At 40.5% G+C, this 18,395-nt stretch carries 20 protein-coding genes; 6 read left to right on the top strand and 14 right to left on the bottom strand.

Annotated elements, in window-relative coordinates; translation table 11 throughout:
* Positions 1-48: 48 nt before the first annotated feature.
* The 4 genes from ACMX3D_RS30230 (at position 49) to ACMX3D_RS30215 (ending at position 4,088) form a co-directional block, all read left to right on the top strand.
* Entirely contained in the window at positions 49-885 is an 837-nt protein-coding gene (locus ACMX3D_RS30230; protein ID WP_482749433.1) for a hypothetical protein, read from the top strand.
* Between the two features lie 38 nt (positions 886-923).
* Positions 924-2,081, top strand: a complete 1,158-nt coding sequence (locus ACMX3D_RS30225; protein ID WP_482749432.1) for a trypsin-like peptidase domain-containing protein — start codon at positions 924-926, stop codon at positions 2,079-2,081.
* 65 nt (positions 2,082-2,146) lie between these two features.
* Positions 2,147-2,554, top strand: a complete 408-nt coding sequence (locus ACMX3D_RS30220) for a hypothetical protein (protein WP_482749431.1) — start codon at positions 2,147-2,149, stop codon at positions 2,552-2,554.
* A gap of 226 nt (positions 2,555-2,780) precedes the next feature.
* Positions 2,781-4,088 (top strand): hypothetical protein, encoded by a 1,308-nt coding sequence (locus tag ACMX3D_RS30215; RefSeq protein WP_482749430.1) that lies wholly within the window; start codon positions 2,781-2,783, stop codon positions 4,086-4,088.
* Between the two features lie 533 nt (positions 4,089-4,621).
* Here the strand turns inward: ACMX3D_RS30215 and ACMX3D_RS30210 are convergent.
* The 14 genes from ACMX3D_RS30210 to ACMX3D_RS30145 all read right to left on the bottom strand — a co-directional run bounded on the left by ACMX3D_RS30210 (position 4,622) and on the right by ACMX3D_RS30145 (position 14,252).
* Positions 4,622-5,197 (bottom strand): hypothetical protein, encoded by a 576-nt coding sequence (locus tag ACMX3D_RS30210; RefSeq protein ID WP_482749429.1) that lies wholly within the window; start codon positions 5,195-5,197, stop codon positions 4,622-4,624.
* 419 nt (positions 5,198-5,616) lie between these two features.
* Positions 5,617-6,606: an ExeA family protein gene (locus ACMX3D_RS30205; protein ID WP_482749428.1), complete on the bottom strand. Its 990-nt coding sequence runs from the start codon at positions 6,604-6,606 to the stop codon at positions 5,617-5,619.
* A complete protein-coding gene (locus ACMX3D_RS30200; protein WP_482752269.1) occupies positions 6,596-8,230 on the bottom strand; it encodes a transposase family protein in 1,635 nt (544 codons plus the stop codon). Before ACMX3D_RS30200 ends, ACMX3D_RS30205 begins: the two co-directional genes overlap by 11 nt.
* 15 nt (positions 8,231-8,245) lie before the next feature.
* Positions 8,246-8,881 carry a recombinase family protein gene (locus ACMX3D_RS30195; protein WP_482749427.1) on the bottom strand — a complete coding sequence of 212 codons (636 nt, stop codon included), beginning with the start codon at positions 8,879-8,881 and terminating at the stop codon, positions 8,246-8,248.
* A gap of 330 nt (positions 8,882-9,211) precedes the next feature.
* Positions 9,212-10,459, bottom strand: coding sequence for a P-loop NTPase family protein (locus ACMX3D_RS30190; RefSeq protein ID WP_482749426.1), 1,248 nt, complete (start codon positions 10,457-10,459; stop codon positions 9,212-9,214).
* Positions 10,459-11,022 carry a hypothetical protein gene (locus ACMX3D_RS30185; RefSeq protein ID WP_482749425.1) on the bottom strand — a complete coding sequence of 188 codons (564 nt, stop codon included), beginning with the start codon at positions 11,020-11,022 and terminating at the stop codon, positions 10,459-10,461. The genes ACMX3D_RS30190 and ACMX3D_RS30185 overlap by 1 nt, the downstream gene beginning before the upstream one ends.
* A gap of 54 nt (positions 11,023-11,076) precedes the next feature.
* Entirely contained in the window at positions 11,077-11,682 is a 606-nt protein-coding gene (locus ACMX3D_RS30180; RefSeq protein ID WP_482749424.1) for a hypothetical protein, read from the bottom strand.
* Positions 11,679-11,804, bottom strand: a complete 126-nt coding sequence (locus tag ACMX3D_RS30175; protein WP_482749423.1) for a hypothetical protein — start codon at positions 11,802-11,804, stop codon at positions 11,679-11,681. Before ACMX3D_RS30175 ends, ACMX3D_RS30180 begins: the two co-directional genes overlap by 4 nt.
* Before the next feature lie 2 nt (positions 11,805-11,806).
* Positions 11,807-12,232, bottom strand: a complete 426-nt coding sequence (locus tag ACMX3D_RS30170) for a hypothetical protein (protein WP_482749422.1) — start codon at positions 12,230-12,232, stop codon at positions 11,807-11,809.
* Between the two features lie 64 nt (positions 12,233-12,296).
* On the bottom strand, positions 12,297-12,476 hold the full coding sequence (locus ACMX3D_RS30165) for a hypothetical protein (protein ID WP_482749421.1): 180 nt from the start codon (positions 12,474-12,476) through the stop codon (positions 12,297-12,299).
* A 7-nt stretch (positions 12,477-12,483) separates the two neighbouring features.
* Complete coding sequence (locus tag ACMX3D_RS30160; protein ID WP_482749420.1) at positions 12,484-12,750, bottom strand: hypothetical protein; 267 nt, start codon at positions 12,748-12,750, stop codon at positions 12,484-12,486.
* Positions 12,750-12,911 (bottom strand): hypothetical protein, encoded by a 162-nt coding sequence (locus tag ACMX3D_RS30155; RefSeq protein WP_482749419.1) that lies wholly within the window; start codon positions 12,909-12,911, stop codon positions 12,750-12,752. The genes ACMX3D_RS30160 and ACMX3D_RS30155 overlap by 1 nt, the downstream gene beginning before the upstream one ends.
* Positions 12,908-13,318: a hypothetical protein gene (locus tag ACMX3D_RS30150; protein ID WP_482749418.1), complete on the bottom strand. Its 411-nt coding sequence runs from the start codon at positions 13,316-13,318 to the stop codon at positions 12,908-12,910. The genes ACMX3D_RS30155 and ACMX3D_RS30150 overlap by 4 nt, the downstream gene beginning before the upstream one ends.
* A 1-nt stretch (position 13,319) precedes the next feature.
* The gene (locus tag ACMX3D_RS30145; RefSeq protein ID WP_482749417.1) at positions 13,320-14,252 is read right to left on the bottom strand and encodes a ParM/StbA family protein; all 933 of its coding nucleotides are present in this window, start codon (positions 14,250-14,252) and stop codon (positions 13,320-13,322) included.
* A gap of 383 nt (positions 14,253-14,635) precedes the next feature.
* Between ACMX3D_RS30145 and ACMX3D_RS30140 the strand changes: the two genes are divergently transcribed.
* Together ACMX3D_RS30140 and ACMX3D_RS30135 are read left to right on the top strand one after the other, a co-directional pair.
* Entirely contained in the window at positions 14,636-14,779 is a 144-nt protein-coding gene (locus tag ACMX3D_RS30140) for a copy number control protein (protein WP_313950006.1), read from the top strand.
* A 1,288-nt stretch (positions 14,780-16,067) separates the two neighbouring features.
* Entirely contained in the window at positions 16,068-18,224 is a 2,157-nt protein-coding gene (locus ACMX3D_RS30135; RefSeq protein ID WP_482749416.1) for a hypothetical protein, read from the top strand.
* The last annotated feature ends 171 nt before the right edge of the window (positions 18,225-18,395 follow it).

The following is an 18,395-nucleotide window of genomic DNA, read 5'->3' as shown; positions in this document are numbered from 1 at the left end:
GCTCACAAGTAGTAACCATACCCAAGCTTGTTAAAAGGAAATTAAAAAATGTCTTTCAATATTCTCTTGGCTGAATGGAGGGAAAACTGGCCGGAAATTCTCAGCAATAAACTCAGAGAAGCTTTAAAGGGGATTAACCAGTCTGAAGGCCATATTACATGTGTCTCAACATTTAAAGATGCCTTGAATCTACTTCAGCAACAAAGTTGGGATCTTCTGGTTACTGATGTCAGCATGAACCCAACAAACAAATCGAAAGAGCTTATGGGAATGCAGTTAATTGAAGATGCTTTTAACAAAGATATTCCAACTATTGCAATCACAGGAAGTGAAAGAGTAAACCCTTATTACTCTAATAAAATACTTGTTGACCTTAAAGCATCTTATTTATTTTATAAACCTACTTTTGAAGGAGAAGCTTTTATTAAAAAAGTGCAGGAACTTTTAAAGGAAGAGCCTCCTCCTATTTCTCCTTTATTAAATGATGACTCATCTTCATCATACTCAATTTATGGAATTCAGATTAATCATAAAAGATATATCATTAATAGATTAGCTGAACTTGCGACACATTGTGGCTTTGATGAGAGGCAATTTTTTAGCAATCTTGTAACTAAATTGGACTTGCCGGAAAGATGGGAACAGAGAATTATCAACATTTGGAATGGTAACGCACAGAATGATGCAAGCACGTTAATCAATTGGATTTTACAAAGAAAAGACTATCCCAAAGGAGCTAAAAAACCAGGTTATACTCCCCTTGGATCTTTGCTTGAACAGCTAATAGAAGAGTCAGCTGATGATTCTCTGCTGGAAATTATTATTCAATATAAACTAATTACTGATAACACAAAGATAGAAGAGTTGAGAAACCTATCTTCGTAATCAAGTTGACAATGTATTGGAAGGAGTGAATTAATTGTATGCCTGTTAGTATGCGACATGATGATGTTAATAAAATTGTTGAGATATTAGCAAATCTTGCAGCTAACGCAGGTATTGACCCAAGAGCCTTTCTCAATAATCTTCTTCAGAGCGCAAACTTACCGCAATACTGGATCCAGGAACTTGTTGGTATCTGGACAGGTAATACCAATATTGATGCGAGAAGACTTGTTAACTGGGCGACTTGTAGGGATATTAATCCAAACGATAAAAGATTTACAACATTAGGAAGTATATTAAAACCACTCCTTCAAAACGTTGGACTAGAAACAGCTCAGACTATTGTTGCTCTAATAATTGCCTATAAGCTTTATCAAGATCAAAACTTGCTTAAAAATTTGTTGATATCTTATCAAGCTCCTATACTGGCTAGCTCTATCACTCCGGTCATCACAAATTTCGGCCCCGATATAGATTGGAAAGGCCCAGAGGAATTAGAACTTCAAAACTGGCTTAAACCTGAACCGGATCTTCTAGATGTTGGTTTTTTGATGAAAGCGATTCAACGAGCTACATCAGTTTGTCGTATTGAAATTCCAATTGCACAATGGAACCAAAGAATATTACAAGGAACTGGAGTTCTTATTACACCATATCTACTACTGACCAATTATCATGTTCTCAAACCAACGGAATTAGATATTGATATCGAAGAAAATGCTCGAAATGCAGTTTTACATTTTGGTTGTTTCACATCTAGTAATGATCATGAGACTAAAGGACAAACATTTAAATTGAGTAGAGAGTTTCCTATTGTAGAGCAAAGTCCTTCTGACCAACTGGACTTTGTTGTTCTTAAGATAGAGGATAGAATTTCACAAGCTCAAAATATTCAGCCTACTCCCTATAATCTAAGTCGCTCTTTGCAAGAACATGAAAGTATACATATCTTACAACACCCTGAAGGGTCTGCAATGAAACTAGCAATTAGTAAGGATGGAATAACAGGTGTGTATCCAAATGAAGGTAAGGTGCAGTATGTATCTACAACCTCTGTAGGTTCAAGCGGTTCGCCCTGCTTCAATGAAAATTGGGAATTGGTAGCATTACATCATGCTCAGCGAAGACAGAATTTTGGTGCAATCAGAGAAGGAATTTTATTTAGTTCTATTTATGAAAATATTCGCTTGCAATAAATGAAAATTTAAGATTTTTATATTTCTAAAAGTCTTCTTTTTACATATTAAATGGGTTGGATTAAATGAGCCGACGTATCATTACCTCAAGCTTTGAATCTAATTTTCCTGGAACAAGAATTGATACATACTTTGATAAAATTATTAAATATATTCCATCGGATATTGTTGGTGCTTGGGTTACTATAACCGGATTGATAAACAGTGCTACCGATGTCCCTGTTAATGCTTTACTATGGCTTGCTTTTTTTATAGGTATCATTCTGACAGCTATCTGGACGTGGAAACAAACAAAAGTAGCAGGCCAACCCGTTGCTAAAACTCAAATTTTAGTCTCAATGGGAGCCTTCGTTGTTTGGGTTATTGCTCTAGGTAAACCGTTCTCTACTTTGAGTTTCTATCGGCCCTTATACGGTTCATTACTTTTAGTCTTGTACACTCTGCTTACAGCACTCATTGATCCTTCAGAATGATAAAAATTCGGCTTCGTTTTATACGTCTGTGGGTGTAATCACATATAAAAGATAAGGGTCTCGCTAATGGTGTATGACGATAATCTGCATCGTGATCAGAGGGAGATTCCGATTTACTGGATGGAATGCTTTAGCTTGCAAAAATTGGTGTTTGAGGGCATGAGAGTAGATTAAGCTACAGTATATTTTATTAATCAACTAACTGTGCTGTATGTTGAAAAGGTTTTTGACAACTCATAAACGTGACGGAAGTTTTGATTTCTGCTCCAATATTATTGAAATTGAACGGTATGAATCAAGACATAAAGACTTTTTAGAAGGTCTACTGAGAAGCAATCCAGAATCTTTGGCAGAACCTTCTGATGTAAAAGCTTTGTCTTTATATTTCCATGAGGTTACACATTTTCTTGATATGACAACTACAGCTTGGGGCTTGGAGTACATAATTAGAAAACATTTAGTTTCAAAAAAAATAGGCATGAATGAAGCAGTGGATGAATCACTGAAAGTGTTTATGCTAAATACCTCAGAAATTCAAATGCACTCTGACCTTATAAAATCTTATGAAGATAAAAATCTTCTGGATTGCTTACTAAAGCATGAGGTGAAATATAGCGAAAAATATGGTGCGCTAATTGAGGTTTATTTTTTTGATGGGCAATCTCTCGTTGCTACTGTTCCAGTAAGTATGTTATCTGTTCTTGAGGCGAATGCCTATGCAAGTGAAATATTGTGCAAAATTCGATCTATAGAAAGTCGTCTCAATGAGGATTTTGAGGTGTCATTAAAGCTTATTGAAAATGACTTCCATAAATACTTGAATAATAAAGATTTTTTGGAGTACACCTTACTATTAATATTGTGCAGAATTCATTTTGATTATCTCACACTTAAAGAAATGCTAATTTTCTTTCAAACGTTAGTGTTTCGTGTTTTAAATATGCAAGCAGTCAACCTATCAATTATATCTGATTTTCTTAAATTAACTTTCAAAAATATTCGTTATGGTCGAGCAATTTGCACAGATATGAGAAGAGGAATGTCAAGACAAGTTGTTGTTTTTAAGTTGATTCTTCTTATATATCAGTTTATTAATGAATCTTCAGATAAAATTGTTTTAATTAAATTAATGAAAGAAGCTCCAGACCAAGTTATTGACTTATTCTTTAAAAATCATGAACCAAGAATAAATCATAAATGGGATGTGGAAAATATTAGTAACTTCTATTTTAGTTTAGAGTATATTTCAAACGAAAATGATATGTTTGATCAAACTATCATTATTGAATCCTCCGAAATTAACCATAAAGTCCTGAAAGAAAAGGGTTGGAGTAAAGTAAATCTGTCCAACTTAAAACTGCTAGATAGCTTCTTGGGGGACGCAACTGTCATTAGATTTCCTAGTAGTATTCCATTGGATGTAATGGATTATTTTGACAGAAATTTAGAAAAATTTTCAAGTCTAGAAGATTTATTCAAGAAGACTGATATATCTAAATTTCATATACATCCAGATGATATAGTGTGGGAATGATTCATGCAAGCCACTGCACTAAGGCGTTGCAATTATAGTTAGTTGAATTGCAAAGTTATCTGGCTCCAGTGAACTTGTCCATTATACTGTGTTCCCTCTTTCTTTTATATCTCAATTCAATATGGGGTTGTGTAGAACGACGAATTATTTGACCGTAGCGACCAATTAAAAGTCAAGTTTTTCCTTCACACCTGTAAGCTTTACTGAAAGGGCTAATTTTTAGGGTTGCTGCCATGAAGTTGTATAAATTGTTTGAACAGACGATTCAGAAAGATTTGGATTGGTGACAAACAATCTTTCGAGCTGGTCAAATAATTCGTTCCTCTACATAATTAGTTAAATATGGTTTTAGCTAATAGTAATTCAAGCTGGATATCTGCCGTGAGTTTCTTGCCATCTGTAACTTGCCGTAAATATGCCGTAGGCTAAGATGCTTTGCTGATAGGCTATGCCGTGATTTGAGCCTGTGCCGTAAAAAGACAATCAACCACTTCAAGGTAGCCTCTAAAACTTACGGCACTACGGCAGATACTTTACCAATCAGGTAAAAAATAAGTACTATTTTCACCAGTGTTGAGTTTTTCGAGGTGAATTAATTCCTTTAAACCAGAAATTAATTCTTCTTCTGAGTAACTAGTGAGTCTGTCAGCTTTTTTTAAATCACGTAATGTCTTGGGTACTTTATTTTTCACATTTTGGAAGTATTCTAAAACTTTGTTAGCTACTTCACTTAATTTCTGTTGATGTTTTGATTCTGGGTTGCTCTCATCTAATTTTAATTCCAATTCAAAAACTCTATCTAAATAAGTCTTTTCATCAGCAATTGGATTAGATTGTTTTGATAATTTAGGCATCAATGCCACAACAAAACCACCTAAAGAAGCAATTAAAATAGGACGTAAATTCTTATAGGATATAGGTTTTATCTGAAGGTATCTAGATTTAATCTCTTCCCTTTCTTGCTTGCCAGGGATAATGTCACCCCTATTTAAAATCAACTCCAGCACCCCATAAGATTCCTGTTCTCTACCATTTTTGATGTACCTGTTACCTAACAACAGTAAATTGAGGCAGAGACGAGTTTGAGAATCCATCTTTTCAATACCCAATGCAGCCAAATTAAAAGACTGAAGGGAAGCAAAAAACTTGGTGTTAAACTCTCTGCCAATCAGTAAAACATCTAGTAATTTACCTCCATAATTGTAGCGAACTGCAAACATCCGAGGCTAAAACTGCAAACAAGGCGATTTTGAAACCACATTAATTTGCAAATAAAGACGCTTCAAAACGACATTATTTGCAAATGAAACTGCAAACATAATTTTCAAACTGCAAACAAGCGGTTTGAAACCACATTCTCTGCAAATAAGCTGGAATGCTTACTGGGATTGGGATACAGCTATTTTAGCTTTGAGGGCTGTCCAAAAAATAAGAACTTTTACACTGAACATATATGTTCATTTATTTAGATATAAACTGAACACCAATAAAACAAAAAAATTCTATATAGGGTATTTCTCGTCTTGATTTAATTTCCCTCTGACGCAAACAAAGGAATTCCCATTTTTAACATCTGGTCTCTCAAATCTTGGGAACGACTAGGAGGTAACTGAGCATGAAAAAAAGATTTTACTTCACTTACACGTATATTTAATAACTCAGCCAGCACTTTAGCATTGTAACCATGCCGTACTAGGCGAGGTTCTAAATCGTTCAGCCCAACAGCCAAGACAGCTTCAGCTATTTCAACTGTGACAGGTTTAGTCGCGGCTTTATAAGCGTCTTCAAAAGCTCTGTGCAAATAATGTTCGATTTGTAATGGAGTTGTTAATCGTTGAGCCAAAAATGCAATTGCCTCATCCGTAATCAAATCTTCAGGCAAGTAATCATCGTGAATACACTCACCCAAAAGCCATTTTATATACTCAGCTTGATATCCTCGGATACCTTCTAAACTAAACGCATTGGTTCTAGCACCAATTTCTTCCAAGCGGGGATGGCGCAAATCGTTTTTCAATTTGGGATGTCCCACTAGTACAACAGATAAAATGCAACCGCTCTGACGTACTAATTCGATTAAACGCTTAATTTTGACTAACGTACTGTGATGAATGTCATGAGCTTCATCAACAAACAGCACTACAGACTTACGGCATTTTTGAATCAAGGCTAGTAATTTTCGTTCTCTGAGTTCTGGTTGGGTTGGTGGTTTAGCATCCTTTTCTGTACTTAAATCGCAGAACAAAGCACTCATCAACACACCTAAATTGACCTTATCTTTGTCAACTGCCAGACTACGAGAAGTAATGATGTCTTTTTCGGAGGCTAATTCCGATTGCAGTCGTTGTAAAGTTGTGGTTTTACCGCAGCCAACAACACCTGTTAAGGCAATCAAGCGACCTTGCCTAATTTGGGGCTTGAGTTCTTTAAATAGTAAGGTCTGCTCTTGTGTCTCAAAATACCCCGCATGGTCTAAGGTACGTTTCAGACCAAAATAATTCATGACATCACTCAACATAGCTCGTACCTGATAACGGGTGGAAGAAATCTCGAATTTGTTTCATGACCTCCTGCTGATTGAGGGTAGACGACAACACCGCATCAATATAAGCCATCTGTTCAGGAGTGAGTTTGGCTAATGGACGTGCCAAATAATCGGCGATCGCCAATTTAGCTGCAATCACCGTGCTAAATGTTACTTCCTGAAATGGGTTAGGTTCTACAAAAGGTTGCACTTTCAGTTGGGTCGGATTACTGACCAAATCCGGCTCATTGTCTTGACCAACGACAGAGTTCGGCAAAGACAACTTTTTGGCTAAAGATTCAATCCGCTCTGCCCGTTTCTGCGTTCGTGTTTTCTTAAAACTACGGTAGCGATGCAGGGGGATGGGGCCATCCACAGGCAGAAACGGCCCATAGCGACGTTCACCATGTTCAACGTACAGTTCGTTGTCAAACAAGCCCCACCACAGAACTACGGTTTCTCCAGCCAAATCAGGCTCAACCTCATAAGCCACGCCCTCAACCGTAACGCGAGCATCGATGCCGACTTTGCGACGTGAGGGTTCACGTGCAAATGTACAAAAACGCTCCCAAGTACACATCTGTCGAATTCCCGCCTTGGGTAAGTGTAAGAGCCAATCGTCCAGCCGGGAATGGGGTTCGCTGCGATGGGGTCGGCTATTGTAATGGAGCAAAAACTTCATTAACCAAGCGTTCGCTTCAGCTTCCGTTTCCGGTTCATGCAGGTGGTAGAGGGTTTCGTGCATTTCTTTGACTGTGCGGAAGGGTCGTTCCACTTTCCCCTTAGAACGAGCCGTTACTCGCTGCCCATCCTTGCCAGCAGGTAAATGAGTACGTATTTCAATCCCCAAATAACCCATCACTTTTTGAAACACTAAGCTCTTGGCGATGGGGCCATTGTCCATATACAGCATTTGGGGAATCCCTTGGAAGGGAAAGTCGCTCCCCGGTTTGGGTGACATGGCAGCAAACATAAACCGCAGTGCTGCTTCTACATCCTCGCCGTAAACACCGTGATATTCTTGGTATGCCACACCACTACGGTCATCGACGACACTATAAAGCATCAACAAGGGATGTCCGCGTCCTGGTTCTATCCAGGCTGGTGTTTTTACGTGCTTGAGGTCGGATGGACTGAGGTCAAAATGCCAACATTGATTGCTATATTCTGCTTGGAAGCGAACAGCAGGTGGTTGTCGCAACAGGGTATCGCGGTCATAACCCCATTTTTTCAGGTAACAGTTGACGGTGGTTACTTTTAACAAACCTGCCTTAACTGTGACATGACCATCTGGAGTATTAATTCCCTGCTCTTCCAATAAACGGATTGCTTGTACTGTGGATAAATGGCGACCTTTGCGATTAGAAGTACGTATTTTAATGGCAGCAATGATTTCGCAGTATCGCTCCAAAGTAGCTTTCTCTATCACACGCGGTACATCACAATCTACTCGGCGTGCTGAACGGACAAAATTTCTTTCTCGTAGTCTTCGATACACCGTATCTTCGGAGATACCATACAGTTGTGCTATTTCCTGGACTAATACTCGACGTTCCGGACTGCGTTGTGGAAGTTGGTCTAGGCGGCGGCGAAGGTCTACTATGGCATCGATTGGTATTTGTTTCTTCGGCATCTATGATTTCTCCACCAATTTGTTGTGGCGTGGGTGGAGATGTTTGCGTTCTAACCAATCATAAAGAGTGGAAGGTGAACAATCGACCAGTTTGGCAATTGAGCGTTTGCTAATGCCTTTGGCTAAATAGCTGCGAATTTCCGCTTCTCTTGTGTCCAGTTTTAAATGTGTAGATTGCCTTCCTTTGGGTCGCCCTAACGTTTTTCCCTCAGCTTTGCGTTTAGCTAGTGCTTCGGTTGTTCTAAGTACAATTAATTCCCGCTCAATTTCTGCCGCCAAGCCCAAAACTGTTGCTGTGATTCGGCTTTGCATTGAGTCATCTAGCACCATACCCTGTTTAGCGATATGGACATTGATTCCCCGGCGCACACAGCACTCCAGCATCTCTAATACTTGTAGGGTAGAGCGTGCCATGCGACTCACTTCTGAGAAAATTACTACATCTTTTGCTTGGGCTGTTTGAGTCAGTAGTAGTCCTACTCCTCGCTCTGACCATTTCTCTCTTCCAGAAATGCTGTCTTCTACAAACTGGACGGGACTCAAAGCATGGTTGTTGGCATATTCTAAAATGCCATGTCGTTGGTTGTGTACGTCTTGCTTGTCGCTGGAAACCCTCAGATAAGCATAAATGGCCATAGCCAAACGGGCTGTCGGTTTAAACAGCTTTCTATATTTAATTGAACGGTATTAGTTCAAATTAAACCATGAAAAGTGTACATATATGTCCAGTATAAAAGTTCTTATTTTTTGGACAGCCCTCAAAGCTAAAATAGCTGTATCCCAATCCCAGTAAGCATTCCAGCTTATTTGCAGAGAATGTGGTTTCAAACCGCTTGTTTGCAGTTTGAAAATTATGTTTGCAGTTTCATTTGCAAATAATGTCGTTTTGAAGCGTCTTTATTTGCAAATTAATGTGGTTTCAAAATCGCCTTGTTTGCAGTTTTAGCCTCGGATGTTTGCAGTTCGCTACACATAATTCCAGTCCGAAAAAGCTTTACTGAGTTGGTCAGCGATAACTAGCCAATCATCCAAAATCAGAATTAGTGGCGGTAATGATTCCCGCTTATGTTCAGGTAACTGCTTACGTTGCTTGTAGCAATCATAAAATTGATCAATTGTGCGTTTAGTTGCTTCTGGTTGCTCCTGATCAAAGACAATAACTCTACCTTTGTCCCGTAAACCGCAAAAGCGATCATTTTTTGCACTGATTACCCAAATATCAGCACTGTTGTCATCATCGAGAATCCTTTGTATCAGGTAATCAAGAGCAACGGATTTTCCTGAGCCTGGGGCAGCGACTAAAGCAGTAGAACCATCAGAACGGGCTATACTTTGCAGGGTAGTTAACGCTTCGCTCTCTGATGGGTGAAGATAATCGCCTGTTGGTACTGGTTGAGGTGCAAGCGTTGACTGTTGTACTTGCTCTTGTACTGTTCCGGGTGTGCTGTATGGTAATTGTGCGGCTGGCTGTTGCTGTGGCTCAAATTTCTCAAAGCTCTGGCCCCCATCTAACAAGTGACCGAATTGGTAATAATCATCAGCTGACATCGCCATGAGTAGGGCTGTCTGCTGTTGTGGGGTAATGCTGGCAATAAATTGCTGCCTAGCCTCGGCAATTTTAATGCCACGCAAGTATTTCAGCAATTCGTTACCAGACAGTTCTAACAATTGTTCACCCAGTTTGACACTGTAAGACGCTCTTACACCTTCAAATTGTTTGGTAGCGCGGTAATGTGGTCTGATATCACTAAGATAATCTTGTGCCTTACTAGTAGCCCACAAACCTATTCCCCCTAACACCATTGCTGCAATACCCAAATGAATCTTAAATGGGTTGTCGGCTGGCAGTTCACGGAACACATACAAACCTTCATGCTGGAGGAATGCCCAAGGGTTATAGTTTGGGTTGCTAGTGCGGTACTGGTTAGCCTTTAAGTATGGTTCTGGAATTTGCGATCGCTGTTCATACCTACAATACTTTTTACCCAGCAATAGTTTTTCTGGGTTGCCCTCACCAGCTTGAATGGGCGCATCGTGAATTCTGGCTGACTTTGGGTAGAAACAGATATCTTTCTTGGCTATGCCGTCGCCGATATGAGCAGCTATTGCACAAACTAAAGCACCTGCCACAGACAGTTTGGCAGCCAAACTTAAACGCAGTGGCAGGCTGTAAGAGCGTTGATTAAGTTCTACTGGTTTAACATCTTTCATCATCACTTTTTCCGTAATAATAAAAACAGTGCCAGGGCTGCACATACGGAAAAGCCCAGCAAGAAGCCAAAATGATTTTGACTAGGTTGCTGAATCCCTTCAGACTCTCTCACTTGTTGAGTAAATACTTGAAAACTGCTACGGGCTACGAAGTCCATCTGTCGGGCATCCCCGGTTAGCTTACTCGAACTAGCAGCCAGCATCGCGGTGCGAGTCACACCAATAGCCAACTTTTGACGATTGGTAATTTTGGGAATCAAACCATTTTCAAAGCGCAAATAGCAAAGAGTGGCAGCGAAAGAAGCACCCACTGGTAAACCAGCTACTACTGCTGGGAACAGTCCCACACTGCCAGCCAGGTACAGCCATTGGGTTGAGGTGAGTTGAAAACCTGCTAAAACAGCACCCTGGGCAATACCACGAACTATGGCAATAGAACTGTCAGTTTCGGCGATCGCCTGTTGTAAGAGTTGGGAGTCGTATTCATCTCCAGTTACGGAGGTGGGCGAATCGTCAACAATTTCAGCATCAAAATAAATTGGTGTTTTTTGATTTCTGGTTAGCATTGGCCAAACTTTGTAAAGAGTTATCCCCAGGGGCGAACCCTGGGAATTTACTTATTAGTCAATCAATCGTCTAAAAAAACCTTTCACCCCGCGCATGGCGTTAGAACCATGTCTGTGAATATCCTTGAGAGTTTCTTTGGCTCGATCTGCGGGTGACAGTCCTTGCTGTTTGTCCTTTACCTGCTGCCAAACCTGAGATTGTGCCTTAGAAGCGTCAATCTCAATCACTCTAAGCGTTGCACGGTGCGATTCACCAAGTAGGTTGAGCGTCCGTCCGTGCCGGAACTGTTCTTGGGCTAGTTGGTTGTCAGATGCAATAACTTTTTCCTGTAGGCTATAGCCCAAACGCGCATCGCTGACTCTGACCTTTGACCAACCATCAGCCATTTTGTTGATACTTGCACCTGCGGCAGTGAGAAACTGGGTTTCTTCTGCCATGACTGCCTCAGTTGCTTGTAACCCTTGATTTAAGTTGCCGAATACTGCTTTGGCATTTTGAGCGCGTTGAGTTTGTTTGATTCTGAAATCTGCCACCTCTGCGGCCGCTGTCTTATTGCCGTCGAGTGCTTGGAATATAGTTTCTTGGCTGATGTTGGTTAAAGACTGTAAAGCAGCGTATGTGACGGGTGCATCCAGCTTGAGTTTTACTATTTTACTCATGTTTGCTCCTCTGCCCAAATAATTAAACCTCGTTTATCCAACTCATCCAGACTGACAGCATTGATTTCTTCCACTAACTCATCAGGCAGAATTCGCAGCAGCCATATAATCAAAACCTTCATGGCTATTCACCCCAATAATTCATCTCACCCAATCTGGACTGGATGGATTCAGCACGTTCAATCACATCCGGATCAATGCCCAATTCCTGCATGACCCCAAACGGGTAATCCTCACCCTCTGCCAATGCAAAAATGAGGTGGTCAGGGACTAATCCGCCTAAATTAGCTAAAAATTGCCCATGAGCCAGGGGATGTGGCGTGTCATCAATGGTTTGATAACCGTCATAAACTCCTGTTGAGTTCCAAGTCTGATTCTGCAAATATGGCAGCACCTGTTGAATAATCTGTTGGTCTTCAGAAGTTCTGCCTAAATCTGGTTTTAAGGGATTATCATTGGCCACAATGGAAGCGGCTGAGTGTGCTAGTTCTTGGGGGCATCCATTGTTAGTTAGCGCGTTCAAGGCTTCAAAGAAGATATTGTCGCTCATCTTGTAAGATCCTTTATATTGATACCTGGTGCTGTTGGCAGGCGATTCGCATTACTGATTGGCGTTAGTGGGTGCGATCGCCTTTGATTTGACATTCAGATTGCAAAGTATTGAAAAACTGACGAACATCGCCCAATGTGACATCGCAATCAATTTGCAAAGCTTGGTATTGCGGATGTTGATCAATTTGTGAGAGCAATTGTTGGGCTTGTAGCACCAATTGAGATAGCGATTGCAGAGTCATATTCACCTCAAAATAATGACAATTGCAGTGATTGTTGGTTAATGACAGAACTGTTGGTAGATAAACCTTCTACGGCATAACAACGAGTAGTCAAAGCTTTATGATTCAGTTTGAGGTCAGCTTTCTTTCGCTGTCCAGAAAGAGGTCGGAAAATAAACTGTGGAGCGTTGATTGTGCCTGTTTTGTAAAGGTAGCGGTACAAAGTTCTATCGATTTGATAAACGTCTGCTTCAGTCAATAATGTTGAGTCATAGATGCGAGAGAGATTTTGCATTAGTTGTCACCCCCACCTTTTAACGAACGAACAAGAGTATCACCGTAGTTCACCAACAGGATGGTAAATAGTTGTGAAAAGGTGTGAATTCCTGTCTGGTTAATAATCTCTTCGGCTAGTGGTACATACTTTTCATCCAAAACAACACGCTTCTGATTCATAGTTTGAGATTCCTAACTAATGTTTGACCTTTCGGTTTTTCAGTCTTTGGTTCTGGTGGAGATAGTTGTGGAGTTGATGTGAGATTTTCTGCCGTATTTTTTGAAGCTTGGGGCAAAACATTTATCGTGTTGCCTGCTAAATATTCACTAATCAAGAGATTGGTGGCAGATGCAACGCTAATTCCTCTTTCGGTTGCATATTGGGACACCCAGGCTTGATGACGTTCATTCAGTCTGACTTTGGGGTTAATTGTCCCAGTTTGGGGCAAAGATGACAGTTTCAAATGCCATTGATGTCTAATTGCGTCCAATAGCAGATTTACGGTGTCACTTAGCTTGGAATAGTTCAGTGAAAGGCGGACTCCCTCAACTTTACTGGCAACTTGATCTGCTAAACGTACTTGCATTTCACATGGCCAAGAGTGCTTGAATATTTGACAGTTGTGGATTGGCAGGAATGTAAAAGCCTTGTTTAGCACTCAGCTTTTGACGGACTAAATTAGCGCACCCACCAATCAGCATGACGTTGGTGGTATCTGCAAGATAGTCATTGGCGGCTGTGGTTATGCTGTCCATCAGGTTGTTGAACCAGTTTTCTAGTAGTCCTGGAAAGACTGAGCTAAAGTCATACTTACGCCCGTAGATGAGAGAACCATCTGCGATCGCGTCCATCGTTTTTACAACTCTAAACGCAACGTTATCGCGCTTGGCGTAACTCTGCATTAAGTCACTATTGATAATGTCGTTAGCTAGAGAAACACCACCCACCTTGGGAATTGAACGGCGAGTGAGAACTTCCAAGGAAGGGGACATGATGACATAGTTGGTTGTACCACCACCAATGTCGATAGCGAGTGTGTCACCTTCCATGTCGAGCTTGCCAGTTTTATAAGCGTTGACTACAGCTACGTCTGTCTCAAGATAAAACTCAACATTTTTGATTCGGTGTCTGTAGTTTGTGCCGTTGACAGTAATTTGGTGATCTGCAACTAGAGTTCTTTTGATAGTGTCTTCTTCCCATTGAGAATGTTCTGGGATAAGAAACCGGACAACTCCATCAAAGTCTTGCCTCAGACCTGCTAGGGTAAAAGGTTTAAAGAAATCTGGAAGCTGTTTACCCCTTTCTGCTGCTGTCTGTGAGTTTTTTTGCTTGGTAGCGCGATCTCCGAGGACTAAAACTTTGTTATCTAATTTGACAGACGGGGACTCGTCCGTATCGTAATCTCTGGCGCTGGTATAAGTTACGTCTTGGAAGACTGAGCGCATCACGCGAGGTTTTTCACCTTTGAGAGCGGTGATGCTGCTGTAATTTCCGATATCTGCACAGTAAATATTGATCACTTGCAATCTCCTAATAAAGCTAGTAGCAGCCTTTTTTGGCTGTTGCTAACCTTTCTAGGTGGCTATGTCGATTGTTGTGAAGTCTTGTCTCACTTGTACTAATTCGTCTGATAAACTCTCAGTGACGCTTTCGAGTTGTGCTTACTTCAAAATTACTTACAACTTAGTAGTTTTAAAATTCAGTTATGGTCTGTTTGTTTTACATCCACTAAACGCAGTATAGCGTCTAATGGATGTAATGGATGTAATGGATTAATTGGATGTAATTATCTATTTCTTAACAAAACATAAGATTGTGATATACCTAACAAACGTACAAAGATGGATATATTGGATATGTTGGAGGTAACAACTTGAATAAAAAGGGAAAAGAAATTGACACAGTGGAACTTAGAGTTTTTGTCCCAGGAGACTTAAGGAATCAATTCAAGGGTGTTTGTGCCACTCAGGGACTGACTATGAGCCAAGTAATCACTGAATTTATGAAGAATTATGTTGACCAGCAACACAAAAGTAAAGATAAATAACTTCCCCAGGTGTTAAGTTTTTGTCAAGCCAATTTAAATAAAATCGTTGAGGCTCTGAAAAAATACAGAATAGCAAATGATTAGTTCTAATGCGGCTGCAAATAAACTCCTAAAAGAGCGGTTAACCGACAAAAACAAAATTAAGTCATGTCTTAAAAAGACGTAGATACAAGAAATAGGTTGATTGTAGTATGGATAATACTTACTTAAAAGTACTTAACATTTTAGTGGAGCTATTTAAAAAAGCGACCACTCCAGTCAAGGAGCGATCGCTTTTTGTATGTAGTAATTGTTTAAATTTCTGCTTGAGTGTTTGTCAGCCTACAAGACCAGACAGACAAATCTGTTTTTATACGGTCGAGCCGCTTTTCATGCTACTCTAGCGGGAGTAAGTCTGCACGTAAAACTGCAATTAGTCATTACAAGGGAGGTAGTAACGATCAAAACAGCATATTCAGATAGTCAGAATTAATGTGAGTCGTTGCAGAACAGTGTTGGTGCAATAAAGACTGGCCGGTCAAAACACCAAGTTGTTCCAGACTAACGAGGACTCACTACTCGTTCATTCAATCCCTGTTGGCAATATTAGCACACAGGGCGGAATACTTTATGCTTTTTTTTGAACAAATCTTAAAAAAAGCATCTACCGCTACGATTTATCCCAACTCTGGATTCAAGCAGAGTATTGGCAAAAGTTACTGAGCCAAAAATAATTGAGGATGATTGGACGGCTAGATGCCTCGTAGATGAGGAGAGAGTCGTGAATATAGATTTTTTAAATCAAAAACGGCATTTTTATTTTTTGAAATGCCATATAGGTTCGATTTCTGCTGGCTTAACTACTCACAAGTTAAGCATTACTTAGTTGCTTAGTCAGCTTTAAAAGTAATTAAAAAAGAAATCGGCCAGCTGCTCACACGCCAGACATACGTTTAGCGGTTAGCAACTAACCGTCAAAAATTATTAATAAGCAATTTCAATTTAACAATGTCTGCGTCATAAAGGCAAAATTAGTGCAACTTAAATCAGGTGGCATCAATCCTCAAAAACTAACTATGAGAGCTTCAGACTAAGAATTTCAGCCTTTTTACCAATAAAATTAATTTTTGAGTAAATGGACAATTTTTGGTTTGTAGTCGTTGGTGACATTTGAATAAAGCACAGCTAATCAATCCTTTAAATAGGGATAGGAATCAGGGCATAGCAGAAGAATATTCACTACACCCAACATCTTAAACCCAAAAAATGTGGGTAGCTCCGATGAAACCAATCATCATCGGAGAAAGAAATGAGATTAGCGAATGTAAAAAAAACATCAGAACAGATACCCCAGCCATTAGCTCCACTAGGGCAGAGGTTTCTATCACACTTCCATCATGGATGGGGATTTATTTATGCCCCTACCCCTAAAAGCGGAGAACGCCCAAAATGGCAGACAGAAAACCGCTATCCCTTGCAGCCCAGAAACTTGTGGCAGCAATACCTTGACCAAAGTGTATTACTAGGACTACGGTTTGACAAAGAAACCAGCTACTTATTAATAGACCTCGACCGCAAAAGCAAACTACATCCCGCCAAAAACCTCTTAAAATATAAAGAACTACTGGCCTGCCTAGAAGAAATTGGGCTATGCCGACCAGTCCCCATACAATCAAGTGAAAGTGGCGGACTGCACATATATTATTTTTTTGAAGAAAAACAGCCATCATTCCTCCTAGCCTGCTCCCTCAAGCAAACCCTAGAAGCAGCAGGATTCAAAATCAAAGGAGGAGAACTAGAAATCTTCCCCAACTGCAAAGTATACAGTCAAGGCAGACCCAGCAGCTTTAACGCCCACCGCTTACCCTTACAAGCAGGGTCATACATACTAGACGACATATTAGAACCTTGGTCAGACGACGTTGAAGACCTAATGGATGCCGCCGACTGGTCAGCAGCAGGACAAGATTACTCAGCATTAACAGAAGCGATCGCCCTAGCAAAATTTCAGAAAGTCATCAGATTTCCTTACCGCCAGCGTAGCGCCATCGACCAATGGCGGCATGACCTGGAAGAGCGTTTGGGTGAAGGGTGGACAGGACATGGCCAGACAAACGAACTACTCAAAGACATAGCCTGTTACGGCATAGTCTTTCGTCAACTAAGCGGACAAGCCCTAGTGGACTATATCATCATCACAGCTTGCCAGTCACCAGGATACACTCAGTGGTGTCGCCACCAACACGAAATTGAGCAACGAGCCAGAGACTGGGCTAGATGCTGTGAAGGATTTTATACCCCCTACCCCGGTTCTCCCCAACGGGTAAACAGCTATAAAGAACAATTTGGCACAGTAGATGATAACAAAATCATCTCGCTACACCCCAACGAAGAAAGGCAACAACAGACAATAGAGCGAATTCGCGCAATAGTCGCACAGCTACAAGCCACAGAAACATTTCCCGAACGAACAAGCGATCGCGCCCAAGCAATAATTGCCGCATCCAAAGCCCAGTATGGCATAGGAGTAAGCCAGACAACCCTGCACAAGCCGATTTACCTAACCCTGTGGCATCCCGAATACCAAGAAAAACCAAAAACAAAACAGCCTGTAAATGATTGCCCAGAGAGCAACACAGCGAATTTAACAGCAGAAAAATACCCCCAACTGCCAGATCCTTGGTTAGAAGAACCTAACCCGGAAATCCAGACAGCACAAGCAACACAGCTACAAACAGCCAAAATTTACACACCCCCCCAGTATATGAAGGTTGTGTATTTAAGTTCAGCAAAAGCGTTGCCACCAGCAACGCCAATTGCTGAACTTAATCAAGGAGATAAATCATTGATCATTTCTAATTCTTCGACCAGCTGTAATTCTTCAAATTGTTCAAAAGTCTTAAATGACTTAAATCATAAGCAAATCCAATGTCTAGTTCTGCCCAGCGCCGCCAAAAATGACAATAAGCAAGACTTATCAAACACGGAAAACCTGTCGTCAACTGATAATACGAGTGTAGTACACGAAAATGATACCAGTTTTCCAATAGCTAGGTCAGCCAAAAATATTACCCCACCTGATACCTGTACCCTGAGAACTGAAACATCTGCACCAACTTTTACACAGCTAGATACCGACTCTGAAAATTCCCAGTCCATCACACAAATGGAAGCTTATAGCCAGCCTGAAGTAGAAGAAATTTTTACTCCAGAAGACTATCGTCAAAGCATTCGCCTGAAACTACAGGCAAGTAGTCAAGCACGCCATTGGGTGAAAGTATACTGCATCACAGAAAACATCTCCTTACAGCCCCAGGAGCGAATAAAGCTGGAACAGCTGGCAATGCGCCTGTTGATGTTAGAGTCCCCGTCGCTGATTTTACAGCAGGAAGCGCAGCAATGGCTGAAGGCTAACCCCGATGCTCTAAAGATGGCAGAGCGATTAAAGCAAAGAAAACATAACTGATTTCTGGTAAGGAAATCAAACTAGCAGTTGAAGCGAATTATATTCTTGTGTCAGTTAGACATTTTCGATGAACAAATATCTAACTACATCATCTTATACTTGTAATTTCAAACAATTAATAAAAATTAAATCAAAATAATTTGCCCCATTTAGAAAAATGAGAGCAAAAAT

The organism is Anabaena sp. TISTR 8404 (genome assembly GCF_056847745.1).
Note: the sequence above shows the minus strand (reverse complement) of the source record. Positions and strands in the feature narration are given on the sequence as shown.